This is a genomic window from Pseudomonas sp. Kh14 (assembly GCF_900291005.1).
In the GTDB taxonomy this organism is placed as follows: Bacteria; Pseudomonadota; Gammaproteobacteria; order Pseudomonadales; family Pseudomonadaceae; genus Aquipseudomonas; species Aquipseudomonas alloputida.
Window position 1 is genome coordinate 1 of record NZ_OLKJ01000032.1, and the last position, 24,121, is coordinate 24,121.

Here is a 24,121-nt window from a genome sequence, read left to right on the forward strand (position 1 = left end):
ATCAGGTAGTGGCTGCGTGAGGCTTAAAAAAACAATGGGTTGCATTTTGTTTGATGAGAGCGGGTTTACCCGCGAATACGGTAGCGGCGACAGCAGTGAACGGCAGGTGGAAATTGGCCAGCAGGCCCGGCCCTTTCGCGAGTAAACCCTTCCTACAGGGGGCTTGTGGTTTCCCTGTAAGAGCGGCTTCAAAGAGCGCCGCTCAGCGTATCTGGTGCTTGTGCAGCAACCGATAGAACGTCGGCCGTGAAATGCCCAGCACCTTGGCCGCCACGCTCAGGTTGTCGCTGTGCCGGTTGAGCACATCGCACAGCGCCTGGCGCTCGGCGCGCTGCTTGTACTCTTCCAGCGTGCCCAGCGGCTGTTGTTCCGGGTCGAGCAGCTGCAACCCCAGGTCCTGCGCCTCGATCTGCCGCCCTTCAGCCAGCACCAGCCCGCGGCGCACGCGGTTGGCCAGCTCGCGCACATTGCCCGGCCAGTCATGCCGCCCCATCGCCGCCAGGGCATGGTCGCTGAACGATCGTGGCCGACGCCCGGTCTCCACGCTGTAGAAATGGGCAAAATGGTTGGCCAGCATCGACAGGTCACCATGCCGGTCGCGCAACGGCGCGGTCACCACCTGCAAGACGTTCAGGCGGTAATACAAGTCTTCGCGGAAACGCCCTTGCTCGATGGCCCGCTCCAGGTCCACATGGGTGGCCGCCAGCACCCGAACATCCACCGGTATTGGCTGGCTGCCACCCACCCGCTCGATGTGCTTCTCCTGCAAAAAACGCAGCAAGTTGGCCTGCAACTCCAACGGCAAGTCGCCGATTTCATCAAGGAACAGTGTGCCGCCATCGGCCGCTTCGATACGCCCGGTCTTGCGCTGGTGGGCACCGGTAAAGGCGCCCTTCTCATGGCCGAACAGTTCGGACTGGATCAAGTGCTCAGGGATCGCCCCGCAGTTGATCGCGATGAACGGCTGCTCGCTGCGTTGCGACTGGCGGTGCAGTGTGCGCGCCACCAGCTCTTTGCCGGTGCCGCTCTCACCGCGGATCAGCACCGGCGATTCGGTGGGTGCCAGTTTACCCAGCAACTTGCGCAACTCGCGGATAGGCCGGCTTTCGCCGAGCAACTCATGGGTCGTCTCATCGACCTTGACGGCCCCCTTGCCGCGCAGGCGTGCCATGCCAAAGGCCCGGCCCAGGGTTACCTGCACGCGGGAGACGTCGAACGGCAGGGTATGGAAGTCGAAAAACCACTCACACACAAAATCACCGAACGCCGGCATGCGCAGTTGGTCGGCGCTGAGCACGGCAATCCATTCGGTGTTGCTGCGCTTGATCATGTCCTTGACCGCGTCCGGGTGCCTCAGGTGCGAAGCCTGCAAGCGCAATAGCCCGACATCGCACGTGTGGTCCAACGCGGCCCCGAGCATACAGCTGTCCACATCCCAACCTGCGTTGCGCAGACCAGGTAGCAAGCGGTGACAATCGTCGCAGGGGTCGACGATAAGCAAACGGCGTTGAGCGGCAGGCTGCTGCATAACCGATCCTTGGCGCCAGTTTTTGGTTTTTTGAAATAAAACAGCAAGTTGTGGCGCCCGTTTAACAGTAGCAACGAAGTTGACGGTGCCCAGTACCGTCTGTCTGCCGAATCATTTTTTTACAAACCGCCATGGGAATTTTCGCACTTTATCGACATCACATGGCGGCGCCGGCAAGAACTGCGTCGACGCTTAAAAAAAAATTTACAGCCAATGTGTGACTTACCCACGAACAACGAGCATCAGTAGACATAACCCCGCGCTGCACTTCGCGATCAATGAGGCGACTTTGAAGCAACGCGGACTTCACTTCGATGTTTGGGACCATAGAGAGACCGAACCATGAATGCCCCGCTCCGTGTCAACGAAGCACTGCTGATTGCCGACCACGCCTTCGAACCTTTCCAGTGCGTAGCCTGGGATGCACCCAACGGTACTGGTGAACTGAGCCTGGCAGTGATCGACCGGACCAGCACCCGCATCGGCGCCAAGCAAGTGTCGTCGCGCATCTACTCCGACCCGGCCCAGTGGGCCAGCCTGATCGAAGAAGTGCGCGCCGAATTGTCTGAAAAGGGCTACGACCTGCAACCGTGGTCGATGCCAAAGTAATATCGGCCGGCACAACAAGTGCGTGCATGGTCACGCACTTGTACAACTTCTCTGTTGCTGTTGTGGCAACTTTCCCAATTGCGACAGAGTGTCGCAACCTGCCAGTTCAATCCACCACCTTGAATTGTTGCAAGTGCTGGTAATCGGCCCGCAATTGTTCTGCCAGACGCTGCGCGCGTCCCAGGCGCACTGGCGCCAGTTCCATATCGACCAACAACGTGGCGCATGGCATCGGCTGCACGGTATTGCTGTGCTGCAGGCGCCCGTCGGTGAACACCAGGCAACGCAAGGCCTCTTGCGGGTGGGCTCGCTGCCGCGCCTGTAGCCAGTGCCGCGCCTGTTCCAGTGCGGCGATCAGCGGCGTGCCCCCACCTGCTCCCAAGGCCTGCAGCCAGGGTTGCAAGGCAGCGGATGCCTTCAGCCCGTGGCGCTGCCACTGCGGCGTGCGGCCGCTGGCAGTCAGCAGGGCCAGGCGGGCGCGCTGGCGATAGGCCTGGTCGAACAACGCCGCCAGCAGCCCTTTGGTCTGCGCCAGCGCCTGATGGCGCCGGGTTGAAGCCGAGGCATCGACGATCACCAGCCACAATTCTGCCGGCCTGCCTTGGCGCTGCTGCCAGCACAGGTCCTGTCGCTGACGTGGCCGTCCTTTGAGCAAGGTTGGCAGCCAGGCTACCCGGCCGGCCGCCGCACTTCGCACGAGGCCACGGCGGCTACCGTTCTGCTTGCCTATGCCCGCTCTGGCATCCGCCCCTTTGGCTGGTGGCTGGGGGATGCTCAGGGCTTTTTTGCCCAGTTCGGCACCTCACGGCGCGCGCCGCTGGCCACCGGCTGTGCCGGTAATGCCCCCCAGTCGCCCTGCCCACCCTGTTCACCCGGGTTGCCGGCACCAGGCTGCTGGTCAGGCGACTGTGGCGCCGACGGCGGATTGGCCTGGGGCGTCATACGGCGGCGATGGCGCAAGGCGAATTCGGCCACCGCCTCGACATCCACTTCTTCGATAGCTGCAGCCCCCCGCCAGGCACAGTGGGCGCGCGCAGCGCGCAGCCACACCAGGTCGGCGCGCAGGCCGTCCACGCCGGCGGCGTAGCAGCGCTCGGTGATCCAGGCCAGCGCCTGGTCATCCAGGGCAATGTCGGCCAGGGCCTGGCGCGCCGCCTGGCAGCGCTCGCGCAGTTGCGCCTGGGCCTGGGCCCAGTGTGCGCAGAACGCCTGCGGGTCACTGTCGAAGGCCAGCCGGCGGCGAATGATCTGCTGCCTGGCCTCGGGCTCCGGCAACCCCTCCAGCGCCACGTTCAGGCCGAAACGGTCGAGCAACTGCGGGCGCAGCTCGCCCTCTTCCGGGTTCATGGTGCCGATCAGTACGAAGCGGGCGCTGTGCCGATGCGAGATACCGTCACGCTCGATGCGGTTTGTGCCGCTGGCAGCCACGTCAAGCAACAGATCGACCAAGGTGTCGGGCAGCAGGTTGACCTCATCGACATACAGCACACCGCCGTCGGCCTGGGCCAGCACGCCCGGGGAAAACTGCGCCTTGCCCTGCCCCAGCGCGGCATCCAGGTCGAGGGTGCCGACCAACCGCTCTTCACTGGCGCCCAATGGCAAGGTGACGAACGGGCCTTCGCCAAGCAGGTCGGCCAGGCCACGGGCCAGGGTACTCTTGGCCATGCCACGCGGCCCTTCGATCAGCACACCACCGATCCTGGGGTCGATGGCGGTCAGGCACAGCGCCAGCTTGAGGTCGTCTGCACCGACCACGGCCGCCAGCGGAAATTGTACGGGTTCACTCATTTCAAGCCTGTTCCTCGCCGTCGAGCAATTGTTCCTCAAGGGCTTCGCGGTAGTCGCCCGGCGCCTGCCACAAGCCGCGCTGCTGGGCCTCCAGCAGGCGCTCGGTGAGGTCGCGCAGGGCCTCGGGGTTGTGCTCGCGCATGAAATCGCGGGTCGCCGGGTCGAGCACATAGGCATCGGCCAGCCCCTGGTAATGATGGTCGTCTATCAGGTGCGTGGTGGCGTCGAAGGCGAACAGGTTGTCGACTGTCGCGGCCATCTCGAAGGCACCCTTGTAGCCGTGACGCTTGACCCCGTCGATCCACTTGGGGTTGAGCGCACGGGCGCGGATCACCCGGTTCAGCTCTTCCTTGAGGGTACGGATGCGCGGTCGGTCGGCCTGGCTGTGGTCGCCATGGTAGCTGGCCACCACCGCCCCGGACAGGGTTTCCGAGGCCGCCAGCATGCCGCCCTGGAACTGGTAGTAATCGTTGGAATCGAGCAGGTCGTGCTCGTGGTTGTCCTGGTTCTGCAGCACCGCCTGCACCTTGGCCAGGCGCTGGGCGAACTGGGCGCGGGCCGGGGTGCCGTCGTCGCTGCCGCCATAGGCATAGCCGCCGTGGTTGAGGTAGACCTCTGCCAGGTCGTCGCGGCTGTGCCACAAACGCCCGTCGATGGCGTTCTGCACCCCGGCACCGTATGCGCCGGGTTTGGCACCAAACACCCGCCAGCCAGCCTGGCGTGCGGCCTGCTCGGCATCCACACCTTGAGCCTGCAGCGCGGCCCGCTCGCTGCGCACACGGGCAGCCAGGGGGTTGAGGTCGTCAGGTTCGTCCAGCGCGGCCACGGCCTGCACGGCGGCGTCGAACAGGCGGATCAGGTTACCGAAGGCATCGCGGAAGAAGCCGGAAACGCGCAAGGTCACGTCCACCCGCGGGCGGTCGAGCAGGCTCAACGGCAAGATTTCGAAGTCGTCGACGCGCTGGCTGCCGGTAGCCCAGACAGGCCGCACGCCCATCAGCGCCATGGCCTGCGCGATGTCGTCGCCGCCGGTGCGCATGGTTGCCGTGCCCCACACCGACAGGCCGAGCTGGCGCAAGTGATCGCCGTGGTCCTGCAGATGGCGCTCGAGGATCAGGCTGGCCGAGGCGAAGCCCAGGCGCCAGGCTGTGGTGGTGGGCAGGTTGCGCACGTCCACGGTATAGAAGTTGCGGCCGGTGGGCAGCACATCGAGGCGCCCTCGACTTGGCGCACCACTGGGGCCGGCGGGCACGAAGCGCCCGGCCAGTGCCGCCAGCAGGCCATGCATTTCAGCCGTGCCGCAGGCGTCCAGGCTGGGTGCGACCGCTTCACGCAGGGCTTGCACTACAGCGTGCACCGGTTGCCACTCACTCAGGTCGGGTAACTGTGCTGTGCCTTCCAGCGCCTGCCCGATCACCTGCAGTGCCAGCAGCTCAAGGCGCTCGCGGGTGTCGCCACAGGTGCGCCAAGGTTCATTGCTCATGGCCTGCAGCTGTTCAGGGCGCATGCCCTGCCACGGCTGCCCAAGGTCGCAATCAAGCGGGTCCCAGCCCGGTATCAGTGCCTTGGCCAAAGCCCGCAGCAAGCTGGCATTACCGCCACGGCCGTCGCCACGCTCAACCCGCAACAATGCCAGCAGCGTATCCAGGCGTAGCCGCCCTTCAGGTGACTGACCAAACACGTGCAGGCCATCGCGAATTTGCGACTCCTTCAGGTCGCACAGGTAGGTATCCAGGCGCGGCAGCCAGAGCGCCGCATCGTCCAGTTGCCCTTCCAGTTGCAACTCACGGTCAATGTGGTTGGCCTTGACCAGTTCGAGGATGTCACGCTGCAACTCGCGGGCACGCCTTGGGTCGAGCAACTGCGCTTCGTAGAATTCGTCGGCCAGTTGTTCCAGGTGGCGCAGCGGGCCATAGGTTTCGGCACGGGTCAGCGGCGGCATCAGGTGGTCGATGATCACCGCCTGGGTACGGCGCTTGGCCTGGGCACCCTCGCCCGGGTCATTGACGATGAACGGGTAGATGTTCGGCAGCGGGCCCAGCAGCGCGTCCGGCCAGCACTGCGCCGACAGCCCGACGCCTTTGCCGGGCAGCCATTCGAGGTTGCCATGCTTGCCGACGTGGATCACCGCATCGGCGGCAAATGCGTGACGCAGCCAAAAGTGAAATGCCAGGTAGCCATGCGGTGGCACCAGGTCAGGGTCGTGATACACCGCGCTGGGGTCCACCTGGTAGCCCCGCGCCGGCTGGATACCGACGAAGGTCAAGCCAAAGCGCAGGCCGGCAACCATCAGCCGGCCGCTGCGGAACATCGGGTCCTGTTCGGGCGGCCCCCAGCGTTCCAGCACTGCCTGGCGGTTGGCCTGCGGCAGGCGCTCGAAGGCCACCTGGTAATCGGCCAGGCTCAGGCTCTGGGCACAGGGGCGCTGGTCGAGGTGGTCGAGGTCGTTGGTCACCCCACCGAGCAGCTGGTGGATCAGTTGCGTACCGCTGCCCGGCAATTCGGCCAGCGGGTAGCCTTCGGCCTGCAGCGCCTTGAGGATGTTGAGTGCGGCGGCGGGCGTGTCCAGGCCGACGCCATTACCAATGCGGCCATCCCGGGTCGGGTAGTTGGCCAGCACCAATGCCACGCGCTTCTGGGCGTTGGGCAGACGGGCCAGCTCGACCCAGCGGCGGGCCAGCTCGGCGACAAAGTCCATGCGCTCGGGGTGGGCGCGGTAGCAGACAACGTCGGATTGGCTGCGCTCGCTGCGCCAGGCCATGTCCTTGAAACTGACCGGGCGCGTGATGATGCGCCCGTCCAGCTCCGGCAATGCAATGTGCATGGCCAGGTCGCGCGCGCCCAGGCCCTGCTCGCTGGCTTCCCAGCCGGGCTGGTTGTCCTGCGCGCAGATGGCCTGCAGCACCGGGATGTCGCGGCGGAACGGGCGCAGGTTGGGGCGCTCGGGGCTGGACAAGGCGAAACCGGTGGTATTGACCAGCACTTCGGCGCCGGCCTCGTCCAGCCAGGCTTCGACCTGTTCCAGGCAGGCGCTTTCCTTGAGGCTGGCCACGGCGATCGGCAACGGGTTCAGGCCGGCAGCCTGCAGGCGCTGGCAGAACACGTCGATGAAGGCGGTATTGGCCGCTTGCAGGTGCGAACGGTAGAACAGCAGCGGCGCCACTGGCTGCTCGGGGTGCCAGTGTGGGTACCAGTCCTCGAGTGTCGCGCTGCCCTTGGCGGGGTGATACACCGCCGTGCGCGGCAAAGGCTGCGGCTCGTCCCAGGCATAGTCGCGGCCCAGCCATTGGCTGGCCAGGCAGTTGAACAGGTTGATGGCGTTGGCCTTGCCGCCCTGGCGCAGGTAATGCCAAAGCCGCTCGGCCTGCTCACCGCGGACGTTGCCCAGGCTGGTCAGCTCCGGGTCCGGGCGGTCATCGCCCGGCACCAGAATCAGCTGCACGCCACGGGCGGCCAGCTCGACCAGTTGTTCGACGCCGTAACGCCAGTAACCAACGCCACCGTGCAGCGACACCAGGATGACCTTGGCGTGGCGCAGCACCTGGTCGACATACAGGTCGACCGAGGCATGGTTCTGCACCTGCATCGGGTTGGCCAGGCGCAGGCTGGGAAAGTCTTCGGGCAATTGCTCGGCGGTGTCGGCGAGCAAGGCCAGGTGTGAATCGCCGCTGCAGAGAATCACCAGCTCGGCGGGTGTCTGGCCGAGGTCGGCAATGCTGTCATCCGGTACGAAACCACCGGGCTGGGTCCGCAGCAGGTGCATGGGTCAGGCGCCCAGTGCCTGGCGCAGGCGCGCTTCCAGTTGGGCAGCATCGAGGTCCTGGCCGATCAGCACCAGGCGGGTGATGCGCGGCTCGTCGGCGCGCCAGGCGCGGTCGAAGTGCTTGTCGAAACGGGTGCCCACGCCTTGTACCAGCAGGCGCATCGGCTTGCCCGGGATGGCGGCGAAGCCTTTGGCGCGCAGGATACCGAACTCCACCACCAGCTGGGTCAGCGCATCGAGCAGCAGGCTTTCGTCGGCTTCCGGCAGGTCGATGGAGATGGAGTCGAAAGCGTCGTGGTCATGATCGTCATGATCGTCGCCGTCGTGGTGCGAATCGTGGTGGGTTCGGCGGCCATCGATATGCGCCTCGGACTCGGCACCCACGCCCAGCAGCACCTCCAGTGGCAGCTTGCCGCTGCTGGCCTCGATCACTTTCACCGCCGGCGGCAGTTCTTCGGCCAACTCGGCACGCACCTTGGCCAGGCCTTCGGCATCGATCAGGTCGGCCTTGTTCAACACCACCAGGTCGGCGCTGGCCAACTGGTCAGCGAACAGCTCGTGCAGGGGCGATTCATGGTCCAGGTTAGGGTCGAGCTTGCGCTGGGCATCGACCTGGTCCGGGTAGGCAGCAAAGGTGCCAGCGGCCACGGCCGGGCTGTCGACCACGGTGATGACCGCATCGACGGTGCAGGCGTTGCGGATTTCCGGCCACTGGAACGCTTGTACCAATGGCTTGGGCAGGGCCAGGCCGCTGGTTTCGATGAGGATGTGGTCGAGGTCGCCACGGCGGGCCACCAGCTCACGCATCACCGGGAAGAACTCTTCCTGCACGGTGCAGCACAGGCAGCCGTTGGCCAGCTCGTAGACGCGGCCGCTGGCTTCTTCCTCGGTGCACCCGATGCTGCACTGCTTGAGGATTTCGCCATCGATGCCCAGTTCACCAAACTCGTTGACGATGACCGCAATGCGGCGGCCCTGGGCGTTGTCGAGCATGTGGCGCAGCAAGGTGGTCTTGCCCGAGCCGAGGAAGCCGGTGACGATGGTGACGGGGAGCTTGGCCAGTGTTTTCATGTCGCATTGCCCTTGGCAGTGTGGCGCGGGCATGCAGGACGACAGCCGCAGGCCAGGCCGGCCGGGCTTGTTCGCCACCGGATCACCCCGCCCGGTTGAAAGTCGAAAACGTGACGAGGCAGGTCTCCTGGCTTGCACCGTTCCATGTCCCCGTTCAGTCGAACAGCGGGCTGGCGGGATGACGCCTTCCCGCGCGCTGGCGCAGTGGCTGTGTCGATCCGTTGTCGGTGCTTACAGTTGCGGGGGCAGCCGCGGCTTGTACCGCGTTCCCGTCTTAGCTTCGGCCAGGCCGAAGAACCTCGAAGTGGGCAAGGCTACGCAGTGGCTGGCGGGTGGTCAACCATTGCTGCCGGCTGGTCGACCATAAGGGGAGCAACTGCGCTACAGTGGCACCTTTTCAACGGACAAGGACGCACCATGCCCCTCGCCCCCGCCATACCTGTCCTGCGCATATTCTCGATCGACAAGGCCAAGGAGTTCTACCTCGATTTCCTGGGTTTCAGCCTGGACTGGGAGCACCGCTTCAGCCCGGACTTGCCGTTGTACATGCAGATCCATCGTGATGGCCTGATCCTGCACCTTTCAGAGCACCATGGCGATGCCTGCCCTGGCTCGACCGTGTTCGCCCGCCTCGACGACCTGCACGCGCTGGAGCGTGAATTGCAGGGTAAACAGTACGGTTTCGCCCGGCCCGAGGCCGAGCGCCTGGATTGGGGCCTGCAGATGCAGGTGTGGGACCCGTTCGGCAACCGCCTGCGCTTTTGCCAGCAGATCGATGACGAGGCTAACCCGTGAAGGCATTGGGCAAACGCGAAATGGGCCGCCTGGAGCGGGAGTTGGTCGCGTGCCTGACCGATGCCTGCGAAGCCGCCAAGGCGGAGATTGTCGGCTTCAGTTGGCTTACCCATCGCCTCCACCCCGAGGACTTTCCGGGCAGCCTGCGTATTACCTGGGTATTCGGGCAAGAGGCTGACAAGGCAGCGGCCGTGGTCGGTGATGCGAAGGCGCGCATGTTGGCACTTACCGCTCTGGCGCTGGAGCAAGCCGGCATTCAGCTGGACCATCCGGCCTGGCATGTGCGATTCGACAGTGAAGAAGCCTGCGCGCACGGCCACGGCGGAGACTGGGCCAAGCGCTTGCAGACGCAGCGCTAAGCCTCAACCGGCAGCCGGTGCTTTACCCGGCCCCAGACGGTCCGTTAGGCTACGCATTCTCTAAATTACGAGGTGTTCGTCCAATGCGCCATTGATGCCGCCGTCCGTTCGACGGCCAGTCTTCAGCCTCCGGTTCGTTCCGGAGATGTCGCGGCATTTGTGGAGTTGTGCATGACGAACACGTCGATTCTGACGCTGGACAGCGTCTCCTTGGCCTTGCCTGATGGCAGGCCGCTGTTTAGCAACCTCAACGAAACCTTCGACCAACGCCGCACCGGCCTGGTCGGGCGCAATGGCGTGGGCAAAAGCCTGCTAGGGCAGATTCTTGCCGGCCGGCGTGAACCGAGCAGCGGCCATTGTCGGCGCCTCGGGCTTGTCCATTTGCTGGACCAGCAAGTCATCGCGCGCAGCGCCACGCTGGCCGACCTGGCCCAAGTGGGGCCGGTGATTGCGGCGCTGGAGCGCATCGAGCAAGGCAGCATCAAACCCCAGGATTTCGACACCGTTGGTGAGCGCTGGGATATGCGCGAGCAATTGCAGCTGCAGCTTCAGGGCCACGGGCTGGGTCAACTCGACTGGCGCCAGCCCGCACGAACCCTGAGCGGTGGCCAAGCCATGCGCGTGGCGCTGATTGGCGCGTGGCTCAGCGATGCCGATTACCTGATCCTCGACGAGCCAAGCAATCACTTGGACAGCAACGCCCGAGCCCAGTTGCTGAGCATGATCGAAGAATGGGACCGTGGCTTGCTGGTGATTAGCCACGACCGCAGCCTGCTGGCGCACATGGCACGCATTGTCGAATTATCCAGCCTGGGCTTGCAGGCCTACGGTGGCAACTACAGCCTCTATAGTGCGCAAAAAGCCAACCAGACGGCGCAGGCGCAGCAGCAACTTGCCCGGCTGAAGCAGGAGCAGCAACGCCAGGCCCGTGAACTGCAGCGCCAACGCGAAGACCTGGAGCGCCATCAGGCCCGGGCCGGGCGCCAAGCCAAGCACGCCAACCAGGCCAAGATTCTGGTCGACCGCAAGCAGGAGCGCAGCCAGGCCACTGCTGGCAAGCAGCGCCGCGACCATCGCGATGCTCGGCAAACGCTACTGGGCAAAGTGCGTGACGCCGCCCGCGAGGTGGAGCAAGACAGCGCCATTACCTTGCACGCGCCCGCACCTCAGCGTCATCCGGGCCGTGAAGTGTTGGCCTTGCAGGCACTTTGCTTGCCCCATGGCACCCGCAAAGCGCTTGACCTGCGCTTGTGCCTGGGCCAGCGCGTAGGGCTGATCGGCGCCAATGGCAGTGGCAAGTCCACCCTGCTCAGGCTGCTGAATGGGGAATTGCCGGCATCGCCCGACAATGTGCACCTCAGTGGTGAGACCGCCCTGCTCGACCAGCACTGCAGCACACTGGCAGGCAACCGCAGCGTGCTCGAACACCTACGCCAAGCCAACCCGACGCTGGCCCAGGGGAAATTGCGCAGCCGCCTGGCGCAACTGGGCCTGGATGCGGCCCGTATCGAACTGCCCAGTAGCCTGCTTAGCGGCGGCGAGCGTATGAAGGCGGCGCTGGCCGCCGTGCTGTACCGCGAACGGCCGCTCGACCTGTTGCTGCTGGACGAACCCGGCAACCACCTGGACCTGCCATCGCTGACAGCCCTGGAACGTATGCTCGGGCAGTTTCGCGGGGCGCTGATAGTGGCGTCCCATGATGCAGTATTGCTGGAAAACCTGGCGCTGGATGAGTACTTGCTGTTGTAGAAACCGAAAAAAAAGCATCGCAGCCTATCAATTCGTGACTGGCCGTTCCCGATCCGCGTGGGATGTATTAAGGTGGCATGGTGCGCATACAACAGCAGCCCGAGCGATCGGGCACTTGCAAGACAATGAGGGTGTCATGAGCAACGAAAGCATTAATTGGGACAAGCTGGGTTTCGACTATATCAAGACTGACAAACGCTACCTGTCCGTATGGCGCAATGGCGAGTGGGACAAGGGCACCCTGACCGAAGACAACGTACTGCACATCAGTGAAGGCTCCACGGCCTTGCACTATGGCCAGCAGTGCTTCGAAGGCCTGAAGGCCTACCGTTGCAAGGACGGCTCGATCAACCTGTTCCGCCCGGACCAGAACGCGGCCCGCATGCAGCGCAGCTGCGCACGCCTGCTGATGCCGCACGTGCCGACCGATGTGTTCATCGAAGCGTGCAAGCAAGTGGTCAAGGCCAACGAAAAGTTCGTGCCACCGCACGGCAAAGGCGCCCTGTACCTGCGCCCGTTCGTGATCGGCACCGGCGACAACATTGGCGTGCGCACCGCCCCCGAGTTCATCTTCTCGGTGTTCGCCATCCCGGTTGGTTCGTACTTCAAGGGCGGCATGAAGCCGCACAACTTCCAGATTTCCAGCTTCGACCGTGCTGCCCCACAGGGCACCGGCGCGGCCAAGGTCGGCGGCAACTACGCTGCCAGCCTGCAGCCGGGTGCTGAAGCGAAGAAGGCCAACTTCGCCGACGCCATCTACCTCGACCCGCTGACCCACACCAAGATCGAGGAAGTCGGTTCGGCCAACTTCTTCGGCATCACCGCCAACAACGAGTTCGTCACCCCGAAATCGGCCTCGGTACTGCCAGGCATCACCCGCCTGTCGCTGATGGAACTGGCGCAATCACGCCTGGGCCTGACCGTGATCGAAGGCGACGTCGAAATCAGCAAGCTGGACCGCTTCATCGAAGCCGGCGCTTGCGGTACTGCTGCGGTGATCACCCCGATCGGCGGTATCGAGTACAACGGCAAGCTGCACGTGTTCCACGACCTGGAAAAGGTTGGCCCGGTTACCCAGAAGCTCTACAACGAGCTGACCGGCATCCAGAGCGGCGATGTTGAAGCACCGGCAGGCTGGATCGTCAAGGTCGACTGAGGCGCATCAGATGTATGAAAACGGGGCATGCCAGCGATGGCATGCCCCGTTTTTCATGGGTTTACGCGGCCACCTTGAGGTGCGGGTTTACCCCGACGGCAACGGTGAACGGCGTGTAGAGATTGGCCAGCAGGCCCGGCCCTTTCGCGGGTAAACCCGCTCCTACGACGGCCTGTGCCCAACCCCGACCTGTGCCCACCCCCGATCAATGAACCGCGCCGGGTGGCCGAATCATGCCAGGCGCCGCTGCACCAGCAGGTGCCGGGCTTTGTCGAACGCCCAGTTGTACAGCACCGTGTAGGGCAGGATGATCACGAAGAAGCCCAGCTCCACCATGAACGCCTGCAGCAGCGAAATCTCCAGCATCCAAGCCGCCACCGGCAGGCACCACACCACCAGGCCGGCTTCGAAGCCAAGACCGTGCACGAAACGCGTACTGGCCTTCCAGTTGATGCGTTCGGTTTGCACCCAGCGATCGACCAGTGCGTTGTAGACCATGTTCCACAGCATGGCGATCACCGACAGGGTCACCGCCAGCGCGCCCGCCGTTGCCAACGACTTGCCCATGATCCAGGACAGCAGCGGCGCACACAGCAGTACCGCAAAAACTTCATAGCCAACGGCGTGGACCAGGCGTTCGGTGAAAGACACGTTTTTCATTGCAAATTCCATCCATTGCGGGAGTCGTACTTCCCATTTTCTTTGATAGAACTGATACTCGCGACATAGCTACCATCGGTTTTATCAATACTATGCGTTACTCTCCCGAAGCTCTGGTCGCCTTTACTGAAGCCGCCTCGCTAGGTTCGTTTTCTGCGGCGGCGCGCAAGCTGCACAAAAGCCAGTCCACTGTCAGCATCGCCATCGCCAATTTCGAGGCCGATATCGGCTGCCAGCTGTTTGACCGCAGTGGCCGACACCCCACGCTCAATGAGGCGGGCAGGCAGGTGCTGAGCCATGTCGAAGCAATTCTCGACGCCAGCGCCCAGCTCGATGCGCTGGCAGTGCGACTGGCGCAAAATGTCGAGGCGCTGGTATCTGTGGTGATGTCGGACAGCTACAGCGTAACGTTCCAGGGGGCGGTGATGACTCGTTTCGCCCAGCACTACCCTCATACCGAGCTACGCTGCGGCCCGGCGGAGGACGCTGATGTGATCGAGATGATCCAACAGGGCCTGGCCCATGTCGGCATCCTTGCCACACAGCCCGGCTACCCCGCCGACGTGGCCGTGGCGCGCTTGCCGGAGCAGGCAGAGTTCGGTGTGTATGTCGCCAGCGAGCATCCGCTGGCGAGCCTGGCGCAGGTAAAGGCGCAGCACCTGGAGAACGCACGACAGCTGTATATCAAGACCTATGCCCCCAGCCTGCACCATGGCCGTGGCCAAGCGTGGTCGGCACCGGATTACCTGACCCTGCTTGAGTTCGCCGTGCGCGGGTTTGGCTGGGCCGAGCTGCCCAGGGCGCTGGTAAAACGGTTTGGCAACGAGCTGGTGGAGTTGCAGATAGCGGGCTACCCCCGGCGGGTGGATATGGATGTGGCCTGGTCGAGCCGACGTGCCTTGGGGCCGGCCGGGCAATGGCTGGTGCGACAGATGTTGGGCCAATAGTTGTGTCGCCTGCCCGAACTTGAAGTGCGCCCAGACACAACAACCGGTACACCCAGCGACAAGCCTTCCCCCCACCCCGCCCCTTAGCCTGTCACCACGCGCCGCCCCGCTGCGGCACGCACCCAAAGCACAAGAACAAACGTTGGTGACCTATGCAGACAGTAGATCCGATCACCCTTGCGGTTGTCCGGGGTGCGCTGGAGACAGCGCAACGCGAAATGACCCTGACCCTGGAAAAGACCGGGCGCTCCAGTGTGTTCAACCTGGCCCACGACTATTCCAACTCGCTGTTCGACCACTTGCCGGAAATGATCCTGCAGGGCCAGGACATTCCCATCCACCTGGGCTCGCTTATCCCGGCCATGAAGTGCGTGGCCGAGTTCTTCGGCGACGACATCGCCGAAGGCGACGTGATCTACCACAACGACCCCGCCTACAAGGGCAGCCATATTCTCGACTGCTGCATGTACAAGCCGGTGTACTACCAGGGCGAACTGGTGTTCTGGACCGTGTGCAAGGGCCACCTGACCGACATCGGCGGCCCTGTACCCGCCGGTTACAACCCCGACGCCAAGGAAATCTACGCCGAAGGGCTGCGCATTCCACCGGTCAAGCTGTGGGAAAAGGGCAAGCGCCGCGAAGACGTGATCAACTTCATGCTCACCAACATGCGCGCCCGCCCCTATCAGGAAGGCGACCTTAATGCCCAGTACGGCGCCTGCAAGGTCGGCGAGCGGCACTTGCTGGAGCTGCTGGACAAGTACGGCGTGGCCCAAGTGCGTGCCTGCATTGCCGAGCTGAAGAACATGGCCGACCGGCACATGCGCGCGCTGTTGCGCGATGTGCCGGACGGTGACTACAGCGGCACCGCCGTTCTTGAAGATGCCGGCCACGGCCTGGGTGAACTGGCCATCACCGCCCATGTGCGGATCCGTGGCGACCAGGCCCATGTACGCATCGAAAGCCCGCCGCAGGTGCCGTACTTCATCAATTCCTATGAGGGCAACTCGGTATCCGGGGTATACCTGGGGCTGATGATGTTCGCCCAGGTGGCGCCGCCTTACAACGAAGGCCTGTATCGCTGCGTAACGGTCGATGTCGGCCCCAGGGGCACGCTGTGCAATGCCGAGGAACCCGCGCCCCACGTCAATTGCACCACCACGCCGATGGAAACCCTCGCCGATGCCGTGCGCACGGCGCTGGAACAGGCCTCGCCACAGCGGGTAACGGCCTCCTGGGGGCACACCAGCGGCATCAACATCGCCGGCCACGACCCGCGCAACGGCAACAGCGAGTACGTGACGATGGTGCTGGCCTCGATCATTTCCGGTGCCGGTGCCAACCAGGTGATGGATGGCTGGCACGCCTGCGGCCCGCTGTGCTGCTTCGGAGCGCTGATGAGCGGTGACATCGAGCTGCTCGAACACGCTTATCCGGTGCTGATCCACCGCTACAGCCTGATGGCCGACAGTGGTGGCGCCGGTGAGTTGCGCGGAGGTTCGGGCACCCGCCTGGAGATCGAACCGCTGGACCACGCCATGACCGTGGTCGGCTTCGGCGAGGGCCGCCAGCTGCCAACCGCCGGGGCCGCCGGGGCTCGCAATGCCCTGCTCGAGCCCAAACTGGGCCGGCTGATCCATCGCCACGCCGATGGCCGCGAAGACCACTACACGCAGAACCCCATGCTCACCCTGCAGCCCGGCGAACGCATCATCAACATCAACCCCGGTGGTGGTGGCTACGGCGACCCTCTGCGCCGCCCGGTCGCAGCAGTACTGGAGGACGTGCGCAACGGCCTGGTCTCGCCTCAAGGCGCAGCCCTGGAATATGGCGTGGTCCTCGATGCCGATGGCCATCTGGACGAAACAGCCACCCGCCTTGCCCGCGCCCCGCGCTAACCGGAGAACCATCATGCGTAACCAATATCGCCTGGGCATAGACGCTGGCGGCACTTTCACCGATTTCATCCTGACCGACCGCGACGGCGGCGTGCAACTGTTCAAGGCTCCCTCCACGCCGCAGGATGGCACCCTGGCCATTCGCGCCGGCCTGGCACAGATCGCTGACGCCACCGGGCGCAGCCCGGCCGAACTCATCGCCAACTGTGACCTGTGCATCAATGGCACCACCGTGGCCCTCAACGCGCTGATCGAACGCACCGGGGTCAAGGTAGGCCTGCTGTGCACCGAGGGGCACGAGGACAGCCTGGAAATCCGCCTGGGCCACAAGGAAGAAGGCCACCGCTACGACGCCCATTACCCGCCGGCACACATGCTTGCCCCACGCCACCTGCGCCGCCCGATCGGTGGCCGTATCCTTGGCGATGGCCGGGAGCACAGCCCGCTGGACGAAGCCGCCATCCATGCCGCCATCGACTACTTCCGTGCCGAAGGCGTGCAGGCCGTGGCCATTTCCTTCCTGTGGGCGGTACGCAACCCCAGCCACGAACAGCGGGCCGCCGAGCTGGTACGGGCTGCCCTGCCCGAGGTGTTCGTCTGCACCGGCTGCGAGGTGTTCCCGCAGATTCGCGAATACACCCGCACCTCCACCACCGTGGTCAACGCCTACCTCAGCCCGGTAATGGCACGTTACGTGGCGCGCATCGACAGCCTGTTCCAGGAACTTGGCGCACAGCAGCCGGTACGCTACTTCCAGTCCAACGGCGGGTTGGCGCCCGGGCACCTGATGCGTGAGCGCGCCGTCAACGCGATCAACTCCGGTCCGGCCTCAGCGCCACAAGCCGGGCTGGCAGTAGCCAAGCCGTTCGGTATCGACAACGTCATTACCGTGGACATGGGCGGCACCTCATTCGATATCACCCTGACCAACGCCGGACGCACCAACTTCAGCAAGGACGTGGACTTCCTGCGCCAGCGCATCGGCGTGCCGATGATCCAGGTGGAGACCCTGGGTGCCGGCGGTGGCTCCATCGCCCACCTGGACGAATTTGGCATGCTCCAGGTCGGACCGCGCAGCGCCGGCGCCATGCCTGGGCCGGTGTGTTACGGCAAGGGTGGCCACGAACCCACGGTCACCGACGCCAACCTGGCACTTGGCTACCTGCCCGACGGCGCACTGCTGGGCGGCAGTATCCGCCTGAACCGCCAGGCCGCGCTGGACGCCATCCAGAGCAATATCGCCGAACCGTTGGGCATCAGCGTGGAACGCGCTGCATTTGGCATCACCACCCTGGTCAACCTGAACATGGTCAACGGCATCCGCCGCGTATCGATCGAACGCGGCCACGACCCGCGTGACTTCGCCCTGATCGGCGCAGGCGGTGCGGCGGGCATGCACGTGGTGCGCCTGGCCGAAGAAATCGGCATGCACACCGTGCTGATCCCCAAGGTAGCCTCGGGCTTGTGTGCGTTCGGCCAGATCCTGTCCGACGTGCGTTACGACCAGCTCACCAGCCTGTCGATGCGCCTGGACGCCGGGCACGTGGACCTGGCGCAACTCAACCAGACCCTTGCCGAGCTGCGTCAGCAAGGCCTGGCCAACCTGCGCGAAGACGGCTTTGGCGACCAGGCCAGCAGCTGCCACTACACCTTGGAGATGCGCTACCTGGGGCAAGTTCACGAATGCAGTGTGGACCTGCAGCAGCACAGCCTGGACGAGGCAGGCCTTGCCGCGCTGATCAGCCGCTTCCACAGCCGCCACCAGACGCTGTACTCGTACAGCGAACCCGACAGCCCGGTGGAGCTGGTGAACCTGGAGTGCTCGGTGATCGGCCACCTGCCACGCCCGCCGCAACCCGAGCTGCTGGGGCCGGCCGAGCCCCCCGCCCCCACCGCGCAATCCGTCCGCCCGATGCTGTTCAGTGCCGACGGTGAATGGCAGCCCACACCGGTGTTCAACGGTAACCACCTGTTGCCAGGGCAGACCGTGCATGGCCCCTGTGTGATCGAGGAAGACACCACCAACATTGTCCTGCCACCCGGCTGGCAGGCTCGCCTGGAGCCTTCGGCCACCTACCGGGTGACACGCGGGGGTTGATCTTGCGGTCGGCGCGCGCCGATCATGGGCCTGATAACCGCCCGGCAGTTTTGCGCTGCCGGGCGGTTCGTACAATAACAAGAGCTGCTTGAGTAGCTTGCCTGCAGTTCCTTTTTTCAATGCTGCCCTCTTTGAAAAAGGACCCACCATGCACACAGAACTCTCGACCCACGGCTGGCCACAACCGGAACGCCAGGTACGCTGGGCCGAAGCCATCAGTGACACCTATTTCCCCTTGAGCCTTGAATTTGCTGCCGGACAGCCGTTCGATGGCCACCTGCAGCGCTGGAGTACGCCGAGCACGCCACTGAGCCTGTCGCGCTTGCGGTCCAGCCAGCTGGGTTACTCGCGCAGCAAAGCGCATATCGGCCAGGACCATGAAGCGTTCTACCTGGTGACCGTGCCGCATGGCAGCGAAGTGCACTTCGAACAGGACGGCCACCAGATCAGTTGCAGCCCGGGCGGTTTCATCGTCGAGCGCGGCGATGCACCCTACCGCTTCCACTACGGCACGCAGAACGACTTGTGGGTGCTCAAGCTGCCCGAGCGTGCGCTCAAAGCCAACCTGCTGGGGCACAAGCGCTATACCCGGCATTGCTTCGATGCCCGTCAGGGCCTGGGGCGCATCTTCGTCGAGCAACTCGACCTGTGTGCCCGCCATTTCGACACCAGCCCCGCGGCAGCCCGGCATTTACTGCTGGAACAGGCTTCTGCCACCCTGCTGCTGGCCTTGCAACAGGATGAGCGCGTGCTGGGCAGCGAAGGCAGCAACCTCAGCACCCTGCACCTGACGCGGGTCGAGCAGTACGTGCAGCAAAACCTGGGTGACCCCGAACTGTCGCCACAAACCATCGCCAGCGCCTGTGGGCTGTCACTGCGTTATCTGCACAAGCTGTTCGCGATCACGCCTTACACCCTTAACGAATGGGTACGCCTTCAACGCCTGGAGGCCGTGCACCGGCAACTGCGCGACCCGCATTGCCACCTGGCCATCGGCGAACTGGCATTTCGCTGGGGTTTTGCCGACCAGGCGCAATTCACCCGCGCGTTTCGCCAGCAGTATGGGTGCACGGCGAGCGAAGTGCGGGCTACGCGTACGCACTGATAAAAGCAACGGAAACGTGCCCGCTTCCACAGGGGCCGCAGCTGCGTTGGCTGTGCGGGCTCAATCCCCCGCCGCCACATCCACCACTTTCCAGCTGTCATCCGGGTCGAAGCGTTTCATCTCCTTCGCCAGCCTGTCGCCATTCGGCCCGAGGTCTTTTTCGAACACTTGGCCGTCATGGCTGATCATGAAGCTCATCACCCCGGTGTCGTCGTATTTGGCCGGCCAGGCGACCATGGCGAAGCCACGGCTCATCGGGTTACCGATCAGGTAGCTGTAGGCACCGCCCGGGGCGGACGGGCCCTGTGCATCCAGGATGCGGAAGTGGTAGCCATACCAGGCGTCACCGACCACATCCTGGCCGAACAGCGGGCCCAACGGGCTGACGTCACCGTCGCCATCGTCATCCCAATACAGCCCGTCATGCTTGCCCGGCTCGCTGAAAATCTTCTGTGCGTACTCCAGCGCACCATTGCCGTTATGGTCCTGGGTGGCGTAGTCCATTTGCGCATCGTGATAGGCCAGCAGCGACTGCAGAACACCCAGCTCGTTGCGCCCGATACGACGGGCGCGGATTTCGGCACTGCCCGCCTTGAGGTCGAAGCGCCAGCCCTGGCTGGTTCTGGTCAGCGGTATGGGCAGGGTCCAGTGACCGGTGCCCACCGCCAGGATGGCCTTGCCCTCGCCTGACATGTCGATGCTGTGCTGTGCGCGATACTGCTCGAGGAAGGTATCCACATCGCTGCGTTGCACACCACCGCGCGGTATGTAGGTGCGCCAGTCATCGCCCAGCAACTGGGCCAGGCGGGCTTCATCAGGTTTTTCCTGGCCCAGCGCCGCGACAAAGGCTTCCACGGCCTTCTCCGGCGTTGAGAAGGCTTGCTGGGCAGCGGCCATGAACGACCAGGCCAGACCTGCCGTCAGCAGCAATGCAGCGAGTGTCGGGCGCTTCATCGACGGCCTCCTGCGCCGCGACGCGCGGGCGCACTGGGCCGGGAGATCGGGTGCCCGGCGGCACGCGACGCACCAGGCCGCTGAGCGAACGACTGGCTGGTACGGCCGCGGTTGGCCTGCGCGCTGGTGCGCGACGGTGAGCGCACGCCGTCGAAAGCATTGTTGCGGGCACGGCCTGCCGTATTGGCAGGACGGCTCTGCGCCGGCTGCCGCGCCTGGCCGTCGCCCTGCCGGCGTTGATTGGCCAGGTTGCCGTTCTGCTGGCGGCCTTGGTCATTGCGGGTTTCCTGCCGACGGTCAGTAGCCCGCGCGCCATCATCACGGGACGGCATGCGGTTGCCGCCAGGATTGCCTGCCTTGACCTCGCGCATTTGTTCGCGGGCCTGACGGTTACTGGTAGCCGGCCGTTCGATACCTGCGCGATCCATCGATGCCCTGGCTTTGTCTCGGGCCTGGGCCCGTTGGGCGTCGTCGCCACGGAACGCGGTGCGCTGAGTCGCACCGTCCAGCTGGCGGCCATACTGCTGACGGCTGCGAGAATCGCGGTATGGCACCCCGTCCCGGTTGGCGGCATTGTGCTGCCATTTGTTCTGGTTGTTGGTGATGCGGTTGTTGACGTTGAGGTTGTTGTAGCGGTTGACGTCAATGTCGATGTCATTGTTGTCCCAGTCGCAATCGCCCCACAACGAGGCAACGATCGCCACGCCGGTACCGAAGGCCAGGCCGGCCACCAGCGCGGAACCGGGGTAGTACATGGGCGGCGGCGGATAATACACCGGCGGCGAGGCCGGGTAGGCCCAGGTGCCATAGGTGGTGGTCGGGTTATAGCTGGGCACATACACCACTTGCGGGTCGGCCGGTTCGATGACGATGGTGGTGGGCGGGCTGCTGGCCGCTGCCCCTTGGGTGCTACTGCCGCTGGCGGCTGGCGCAGGTGCGGTCTGCACGGTTACGTTCTGGTACTGGCTGCTCTGCAGATTGCCGGCGGCCTGCGCCTGGTGGCGCAAACGCTGCACGCTGCCCATGACATCATCGGGCTGGGCGAGGAAAGCATCGCCCAGGCGCTGCACCCAGACCGGGTCCTGGCCAAGTGTTGCCAGCACCTGCGGGAAGGCCACCAGTGCCTGTACGCTAGGGTCCCAAGGCTGCTTGGCCACTTGCCTGACTGCATCGTCGCCGGTGGCCTTGGGGTTGGCCTTGGACCAGGTCACGGCTTCATTGACCTGCCCCGGGTAGGTTGACGCCATCAGCACCTGAGCCAGCAACTGATCAGGGTACAAGGCAATGGGGGCCAGCATCTGGTCCAGTTGCTCCTGGGAGAACACCGGGTCCTTGGCCACGGGCGTGGCAGCGGATGGCGCCGGATCCGGCGCGGGCACGTCTTCGGCCAGCACCAGGCCCGGAGCAGCGCTCAGGCAAAGCAGTGCCGACAGGACAGCAAACAATGGCATGCGCATCGCTTATCCCCACAAGGTCAGACCGCGTGGGTTAAGGGTAGCAATGGCGGTGCCGTTGACCAGACGAGGGGACGCAAACTTTTCGCGCTTCAACGGTGGGATGGTTGATGCGTTTGAGTCTAGGTGGGCTTCGCCGGAACCGTCGATAGTCACTATCGAGCAGGGCAATTTCTACCGAGCACTGTGGCCGCATAACCTAGCGCCATCCCCACGCTACCTCCTAGACCGCCCTGGAGCTAACCGATGAATACCTTGGCCCGCCAGCTGTCCGCCACCCTTGTCGTTTTTGCCATCGCCGTGATCAGCGGCTGTGCCAGCCACCCTGAACTGCGCCCGTACACCGCAGAAGAAACCCGCCAGTTGCAACTGGAAGCCTTACAGCGCCGCGGCCTGTCGCTGGACAATTACGAGCAGCAACGGCGGGTGATCCTGCGTGCCGACAAGCTGCCTGTAGTGACCGAGACCGCCGACGCTGAACGTTCGACCAAAGGCTGAACGGGCTAGCCGGCGGTTCCCTCCCTCCACTTGCGCAGGTATTCTCTACCGCTCAACCGCAAGCCTTCCAGGACGGAGACCATGATCAGGCCCCTTCTGTTGCTGAGTGCTGCACTGCTTTTCAGCCCCGTGTTACCAGCCCAGCAGATGAAACGCCAGCTGGGCGATTTCGACTTCACACTCGGCACCACTCCCTCGCGCAGCATGGCGCAAGGGCTTATCTCCCCCAGCGCCGTCGGCGCGTTCCATGGCGGGCTCGACCTCAGCCACCCCAGTGGTTGGTACCTGGGCCAGTACGCCCCAAGCATGGGCGTCACCCCCAACTCGACCCTGCGCCTGGACAGCTACCTGGGCTACAAGCACCATTTCGACAGCAGCCTGGGCTACGAGGTAGGGTTGATCCATTACAGTCAGCCCAATATCGCAGGCCCCGACAGCTACGCCCTGTATGGGGGGATTTCGGTGCTGGGCAGCCGCTTCGGCGGGGCGCTGCGCGACAACCCCGACAACCGCACGGGCACGCTGTTCGCCGACTTCGGCCATCTGCCGATGTTCGACGTCGACTTTACCGTCAAGCTCGCCCACCACCGCCTGGGCACGCCGTTCACCATTGGCGATGGCAGCCAGGTGAATACCTTTTCCGATTGGTCACTGGAGCTGTCGCGGCCCTGGCTGGGCATCGACCTGAACCTGATCTACAGCAACTCCAGCCTGAGTGGCGCGAGCTGCGATGCCTATGCGGGCATCAATACCTATTGCGACAGCGTGGTCACACTCAAGGCCCAGCGCAGCTTTTTTTAACGGCGCGGCGCCAACGCCAGGGCAATACCGCCCAACACCACCACACAGGCGATCAACAAACGCAACGACACCGACTCGCCGATCAGGGCAACCCCGCCCAGTGCAGCAATCACTGGCACGCTGAGCTGCAGGGTCGCCGCCTGTTGCGCACTGATCTGCCTGACCACGCCATACCAAACGGCATAGCCTGCGCCAGAAGCCAGCACACCGGAACCCAAGGCATACAACAAGCCAAGTGGCGTGAAGTGCGGGTCGGCCCCCAGCAACAGCATCGGTAGCAGCAGCACCAGGCACGGCAAGCTACGGGCAAAATTGCCGGCAGTGTCGGCCAGCGGCCTGGGCGAGCCTTTGCCCAGTAGCGTATATACCCCCCAGGCCACACCGGACAGGGCCATCAGCAAGGCACTGGCCAACGGCGGCGCGGAAACGCCGGGCAACAGCAGCACCAGCAGGCCGGCAAAGGCAATCAGCATACCCAGCAGCATGCGTACAGTGATGTGTTCGCCCCTGTACCACGCGAAGCCGAACATGGTGATCTGCACGGCACCGAACAGCAACAACGCCCCCACCCCTGCCCCCAGTTGCAGGTACGCCGCAGAAAACAGGAACGCGTACAGGAACAGGGCCAGACCGCCCCACCAACTGCCGCCCATGGTATGCACCGGCCTGCGCAGGCGAATCAGCAACAGCAGAAACAGCGCACCACTGGCCAGGCGTACCACGGTGAAGGATACCGGGTCGATGGCCCCGTCTTTCAGCGCCAGCCGGCAGAACACCGAGTTGGCAGCGAAAGCCACCAGGCTGAACAGAGCAGGCCAAAGCCAGGCTCTGGTCTTGCGTTCAGCAAGCGTGGTCGTGCCGGTGCTCATGGTGGGGTCACCTCTGAGT

The 24,121-nt window shown here is 64.3% G+C and carries 20 protein-coding genes and 1 riboswitch; of the genes, 11 read left to right on the forward strand and 9 right to left on the reverse strand.

Annotation, left to right across the window (positions count from 1 at the left end; genetic code table 11):
* Positions 1-202 precede the first annotated feature (202 nt).
* Positions 203-1,528, reverse strand: a complete 1,326-nt coding sequence (locus tag FQ668_RS16535) for a sigma-54 dependent transcriptional regulator (RefSeq protein ID WP_019437001.1) — start codon at positions 1,526-1,528, stop codon at positions 203-205.
* Between the two features lie 342 nt (positions 1,529-1,870).
* On the opposite strand from FQ668_RS16535, the gene FQ668_RS16540 reads away from it, so the two are divergent.
* The gene (locus FQ668_RS16540) at positions 1,871-2,137 is read left to right on the forward strand and encodes a hypothetical protein (RefSeq protein ID WP_014590766.1); all 267 of its coding nucleotides are present in this window, start codon (positions 1,871-1,873) and stop codon (positions 2,135-2,137) included.
* A 106-nt stretch (positions 2,138-2,243) separates the two neighbouring features.
* Here FQ668_RS16540 and FQ668_RS16545 read toward each other — a convergent pair whose 3' ends face one another.
* The 4 genes from FQ668_RS16545 to cobW form a co-directional block, all read right to left on the reverse strand.
* A complete protein-coding gene (locus tag FQ668_RS16545) occupies positions 2,244-2,834 on the reverse strand; it encodes a VWA domain-containing protein (protein ID WP_019437000.1) in 591 nt (196 codons plus the stop codon).
* A gap of 77 nt (positions 2,835-2,911) precedes the next feature.
* Entirely contained in the window at positions 2,912-3,925 is a 1,014-nt protein-coding gene (locus FQ668_RS16550; RefSeq protein WP_014590764.1) for an ATP-binding protein, read from the reverse strand.
* Between the two features lies 1 nt (position 3,926).
* Positions 3,927-7,688 carry a cobaltochelatase subunit CobN gene (cobN, locus tag FQ668_RS16555; protein WP_019436999.1) on the reverse strand — a complete coding sequence of 1,254 codons (3,762 nt, stop codon included), beginning with the start codon at positions 7,686-7,688 and terminating at the stop codon, positions 3,927-3,929.
* Between the two features lie 3 nt (positions 7,689-7,691).
* A complete protein-coding gene (cobW, locus tag FQ668_RS16560) occupies positions 7,692-8,759 on the reverse strand; it encodes a cobalamin biosynthesis protein CobW (RefSeq protein WP_019436998.1) in 1,068 nt (355 codons plus the stop codon).
* Positions 8,760-8,858: 99 nt separating this feature from the next.
* Positions 8,859-9,076: riboswitch (cobalamin riboswitch) on the reverse strand.
* A 100-nt stretch (positions 9,077-9,176) separates the two neighbouring features.
* Here cobW and FQ668_RS16565 point away from each other — a divergent pair.
* From FQ668_RS16565 to FQ668_RS16580, 4 genes are all read left to right on the forward strand, one after another.
* Positions 9,177-9,554, forward strand: coding sequence for a glyoxalase superfamily protein (locus FQ668_RS16565; RefSeq protein ID WP_010954367.1), 378 nt, complete (start codon positions 9,177-9,179; stop codon positions 9,552-9,554).
* Positions 9,551-9,913: a hypothetical protein gene (locus FQ668_RS16570; protein WP_014590760.1), complete on the forward strand. Its 363-nt coding sequence runs from the start codon at positions 9,551-9,553 to the stop codon at positions 9,911-9,913. Before FQ668_RS16565 ends, FQ668_RS16570 begins: the two co-directional genes overlap by 4 nt.
* 171 nt (positions 9,914-10,084) lie before the next feature.
* Entirely contained in the window at positions 10,085-11,662 is a 1,578-nt protein-coding gene (locus FQ668_RS16575) for an ATP-binding cassette domain-containing protein (RefSeq protein WP_019436997.1), read from the forward strand.
* Between the two features lie 136 nt (positions 11,663-11,798).
* Complete coding sequence (locus FQ668_RS16580; protein WP_014590758.1) at positions 11,799-12,818, forward strand: branched-chain amino acid aminotransferase; 1,020 nt, start codon at positions 11,799-11,801, stop codon at positions 12,816-12,818.
* A gap of 231 nt (positions 12,819-13,049) precedes the next feature.
* On the opposite strand, the gene FQ668_RS16585 is transcribed toward FQ668_RS16580, so the two are convergent.
* Complete coding sequence (locus FQ668_RS16585; RefSeq protein ID WP_019436996.1) at positions 13,050-13,478, reverse strand: multidrug/biocide efflux PACE transporter; 429 nt, start codon at positions 13,476-13,478, stop codon at positions 13,050-13,052.
* A gap of 92 nt (positions 13,479-13,570) precedes the next feature.
* Here FQ668_RS16585 and FQ668_RS16590 point away from each other — a divergent pair, with 92 nt between their 5' ends.
* The 4 genes from FQ668_RS16590 to FQ668_RS16605 all read left to right on the forward strand — a co-directional run bounded on the left by FQ668_RS16590 (position 13,571) and on the right by FQ668_RS16605 (position 19,526).
* The gene (locus FQ668_RS16590; RefSeq protein ID WP_019436995.1) at positions 13,571-14,425 is read left to right on the forward strand and encodes a LysR family transcriptional regulator; all 855 of its coding nucleotides are present in this window, start codon (positions 13,571-13,573) and stop codon (positions 14,423-14,425) included.
* Positions 14,426-14,577: 152 nt separating this feature from the next.
* Positions 14,578-16,323 (forward strand): hydantoinase B/oxoprolinase family protein, encoded by a 1,746-nt coding sequence (locus tag FQ668_RS16595; protein WP_026031822.1) that lies wholly within the window; start codon positions 14,578-14,580, stop codon positions 16,321-16,323.
* Between the two features lie 13 nt (positions 16,324-16,336).
* Positions 16,337-18,421: a hydantoinase/oxoprolinase family protein gene (locus FQ668_RS16600; RefSeq protein WP_019436993.1), complete on the forward strand. Its 2,085-nt coding sequence runs from the start codon at positions 16,337-16,339 to the stop codon at positions 18,419-18,421.
* Positions 18,422-18,569: 148 nt separating this feature from the next.
* Positions 18,570-19,526, forward strand: a complete 957-nt coding sequence (locus tag FQ668_RS16605) for a helix-turn-helix domain-containing protein (protein WP_019436992.1) — start codon at positions 18,570-18,572, stop codon at positions 19,524-19,526.
* A gap of 60 nt (positions 19,527-19,586) precedes the next feature.
* Here FQ668_RS16605 and FQ668_RS16610 read toward each other — a convergent pair whose 3' ends face one another.
* Together FQ668_RS16610 and FQ668_RS16615 are read right to left on the reverse strand one after the other, a co-directional pair.
* The gene (locus FQ668_RS16610) at positions 19,587-20,480 is read right to left on the reverse strand and encodes a DUF2950 domain-containing protein (protein WP_019436991.1); all 894 of its coding nucleotides are present in this window, start codon (positions 20,478-20,480) and stop codon (positions 19,587-19,589) included.
* Positions 20,477-21,937 carry a DUF3300 domain-containing protein gene (locus FQ668_RS16615; RefSeq protein ID WP_019436990.1) on the reverse strand — a complete coding sequence of 487 codons (1,461 nt, stop codon included), beginning with the start codon at positions 21,935-21,937 and terminating at the stop codon, positions 20,477-20,479. The genes FQ668_RS16610 and FQ668_RS16615 overlap by 4 nt, the downstream gene beginning before the upstream one ends.
* Positions 21,938-22,180: 243 nt before the next feature.
* Between FQ668_RS16615 and FQ668_RS16620 the strand changes: the two genes are divergently transcribed.
* Together FQ668_RS16620 and FQ668_RS16625 are read left to right on the forward strand one after the other, a co-directional pair.
* On the forward strand, positions 22,181-22,432 hold the full coding sequence (locus FQ668_RS16620; protein WP_014590750.1) for a hypothetical protein: 252 nt from the start codon (positions 22,181-22,183) through the stop codon (positions 22,430-22,432).
* 81 nt (positions 22,433-22,513) lie between these two features.
* Positions 22,514-23,233, forward strand: coding sequence for a TorF family putative porin (locus FQ668_RS16625; RefSeq protein WP_014590749.1), 720 nt, complete (start codon positions 22,514-22,516; stop codon positions 23,231-23,233).
* On the opposite strand, the gene FQ668_RS16630 is transcribed toward FQ668_RS16625, so the two are convergent.
* Positions 23,230-24,102 (reverse strand): DMT family transporter, encoded by an 873-nt coding sequence (locus tag FQ668_RS16630; protein WP_019436989.1) that lies wholly within the window; start codon positions 24,100-24,102, stop codon positions 23,230-23,232. The genes FQ668_RS16625 and FQ668_RS16630 overlap by 4 nt on opposite strands.
* Positions 24,103-24,121: the final 19 nt, after the last annotated feature.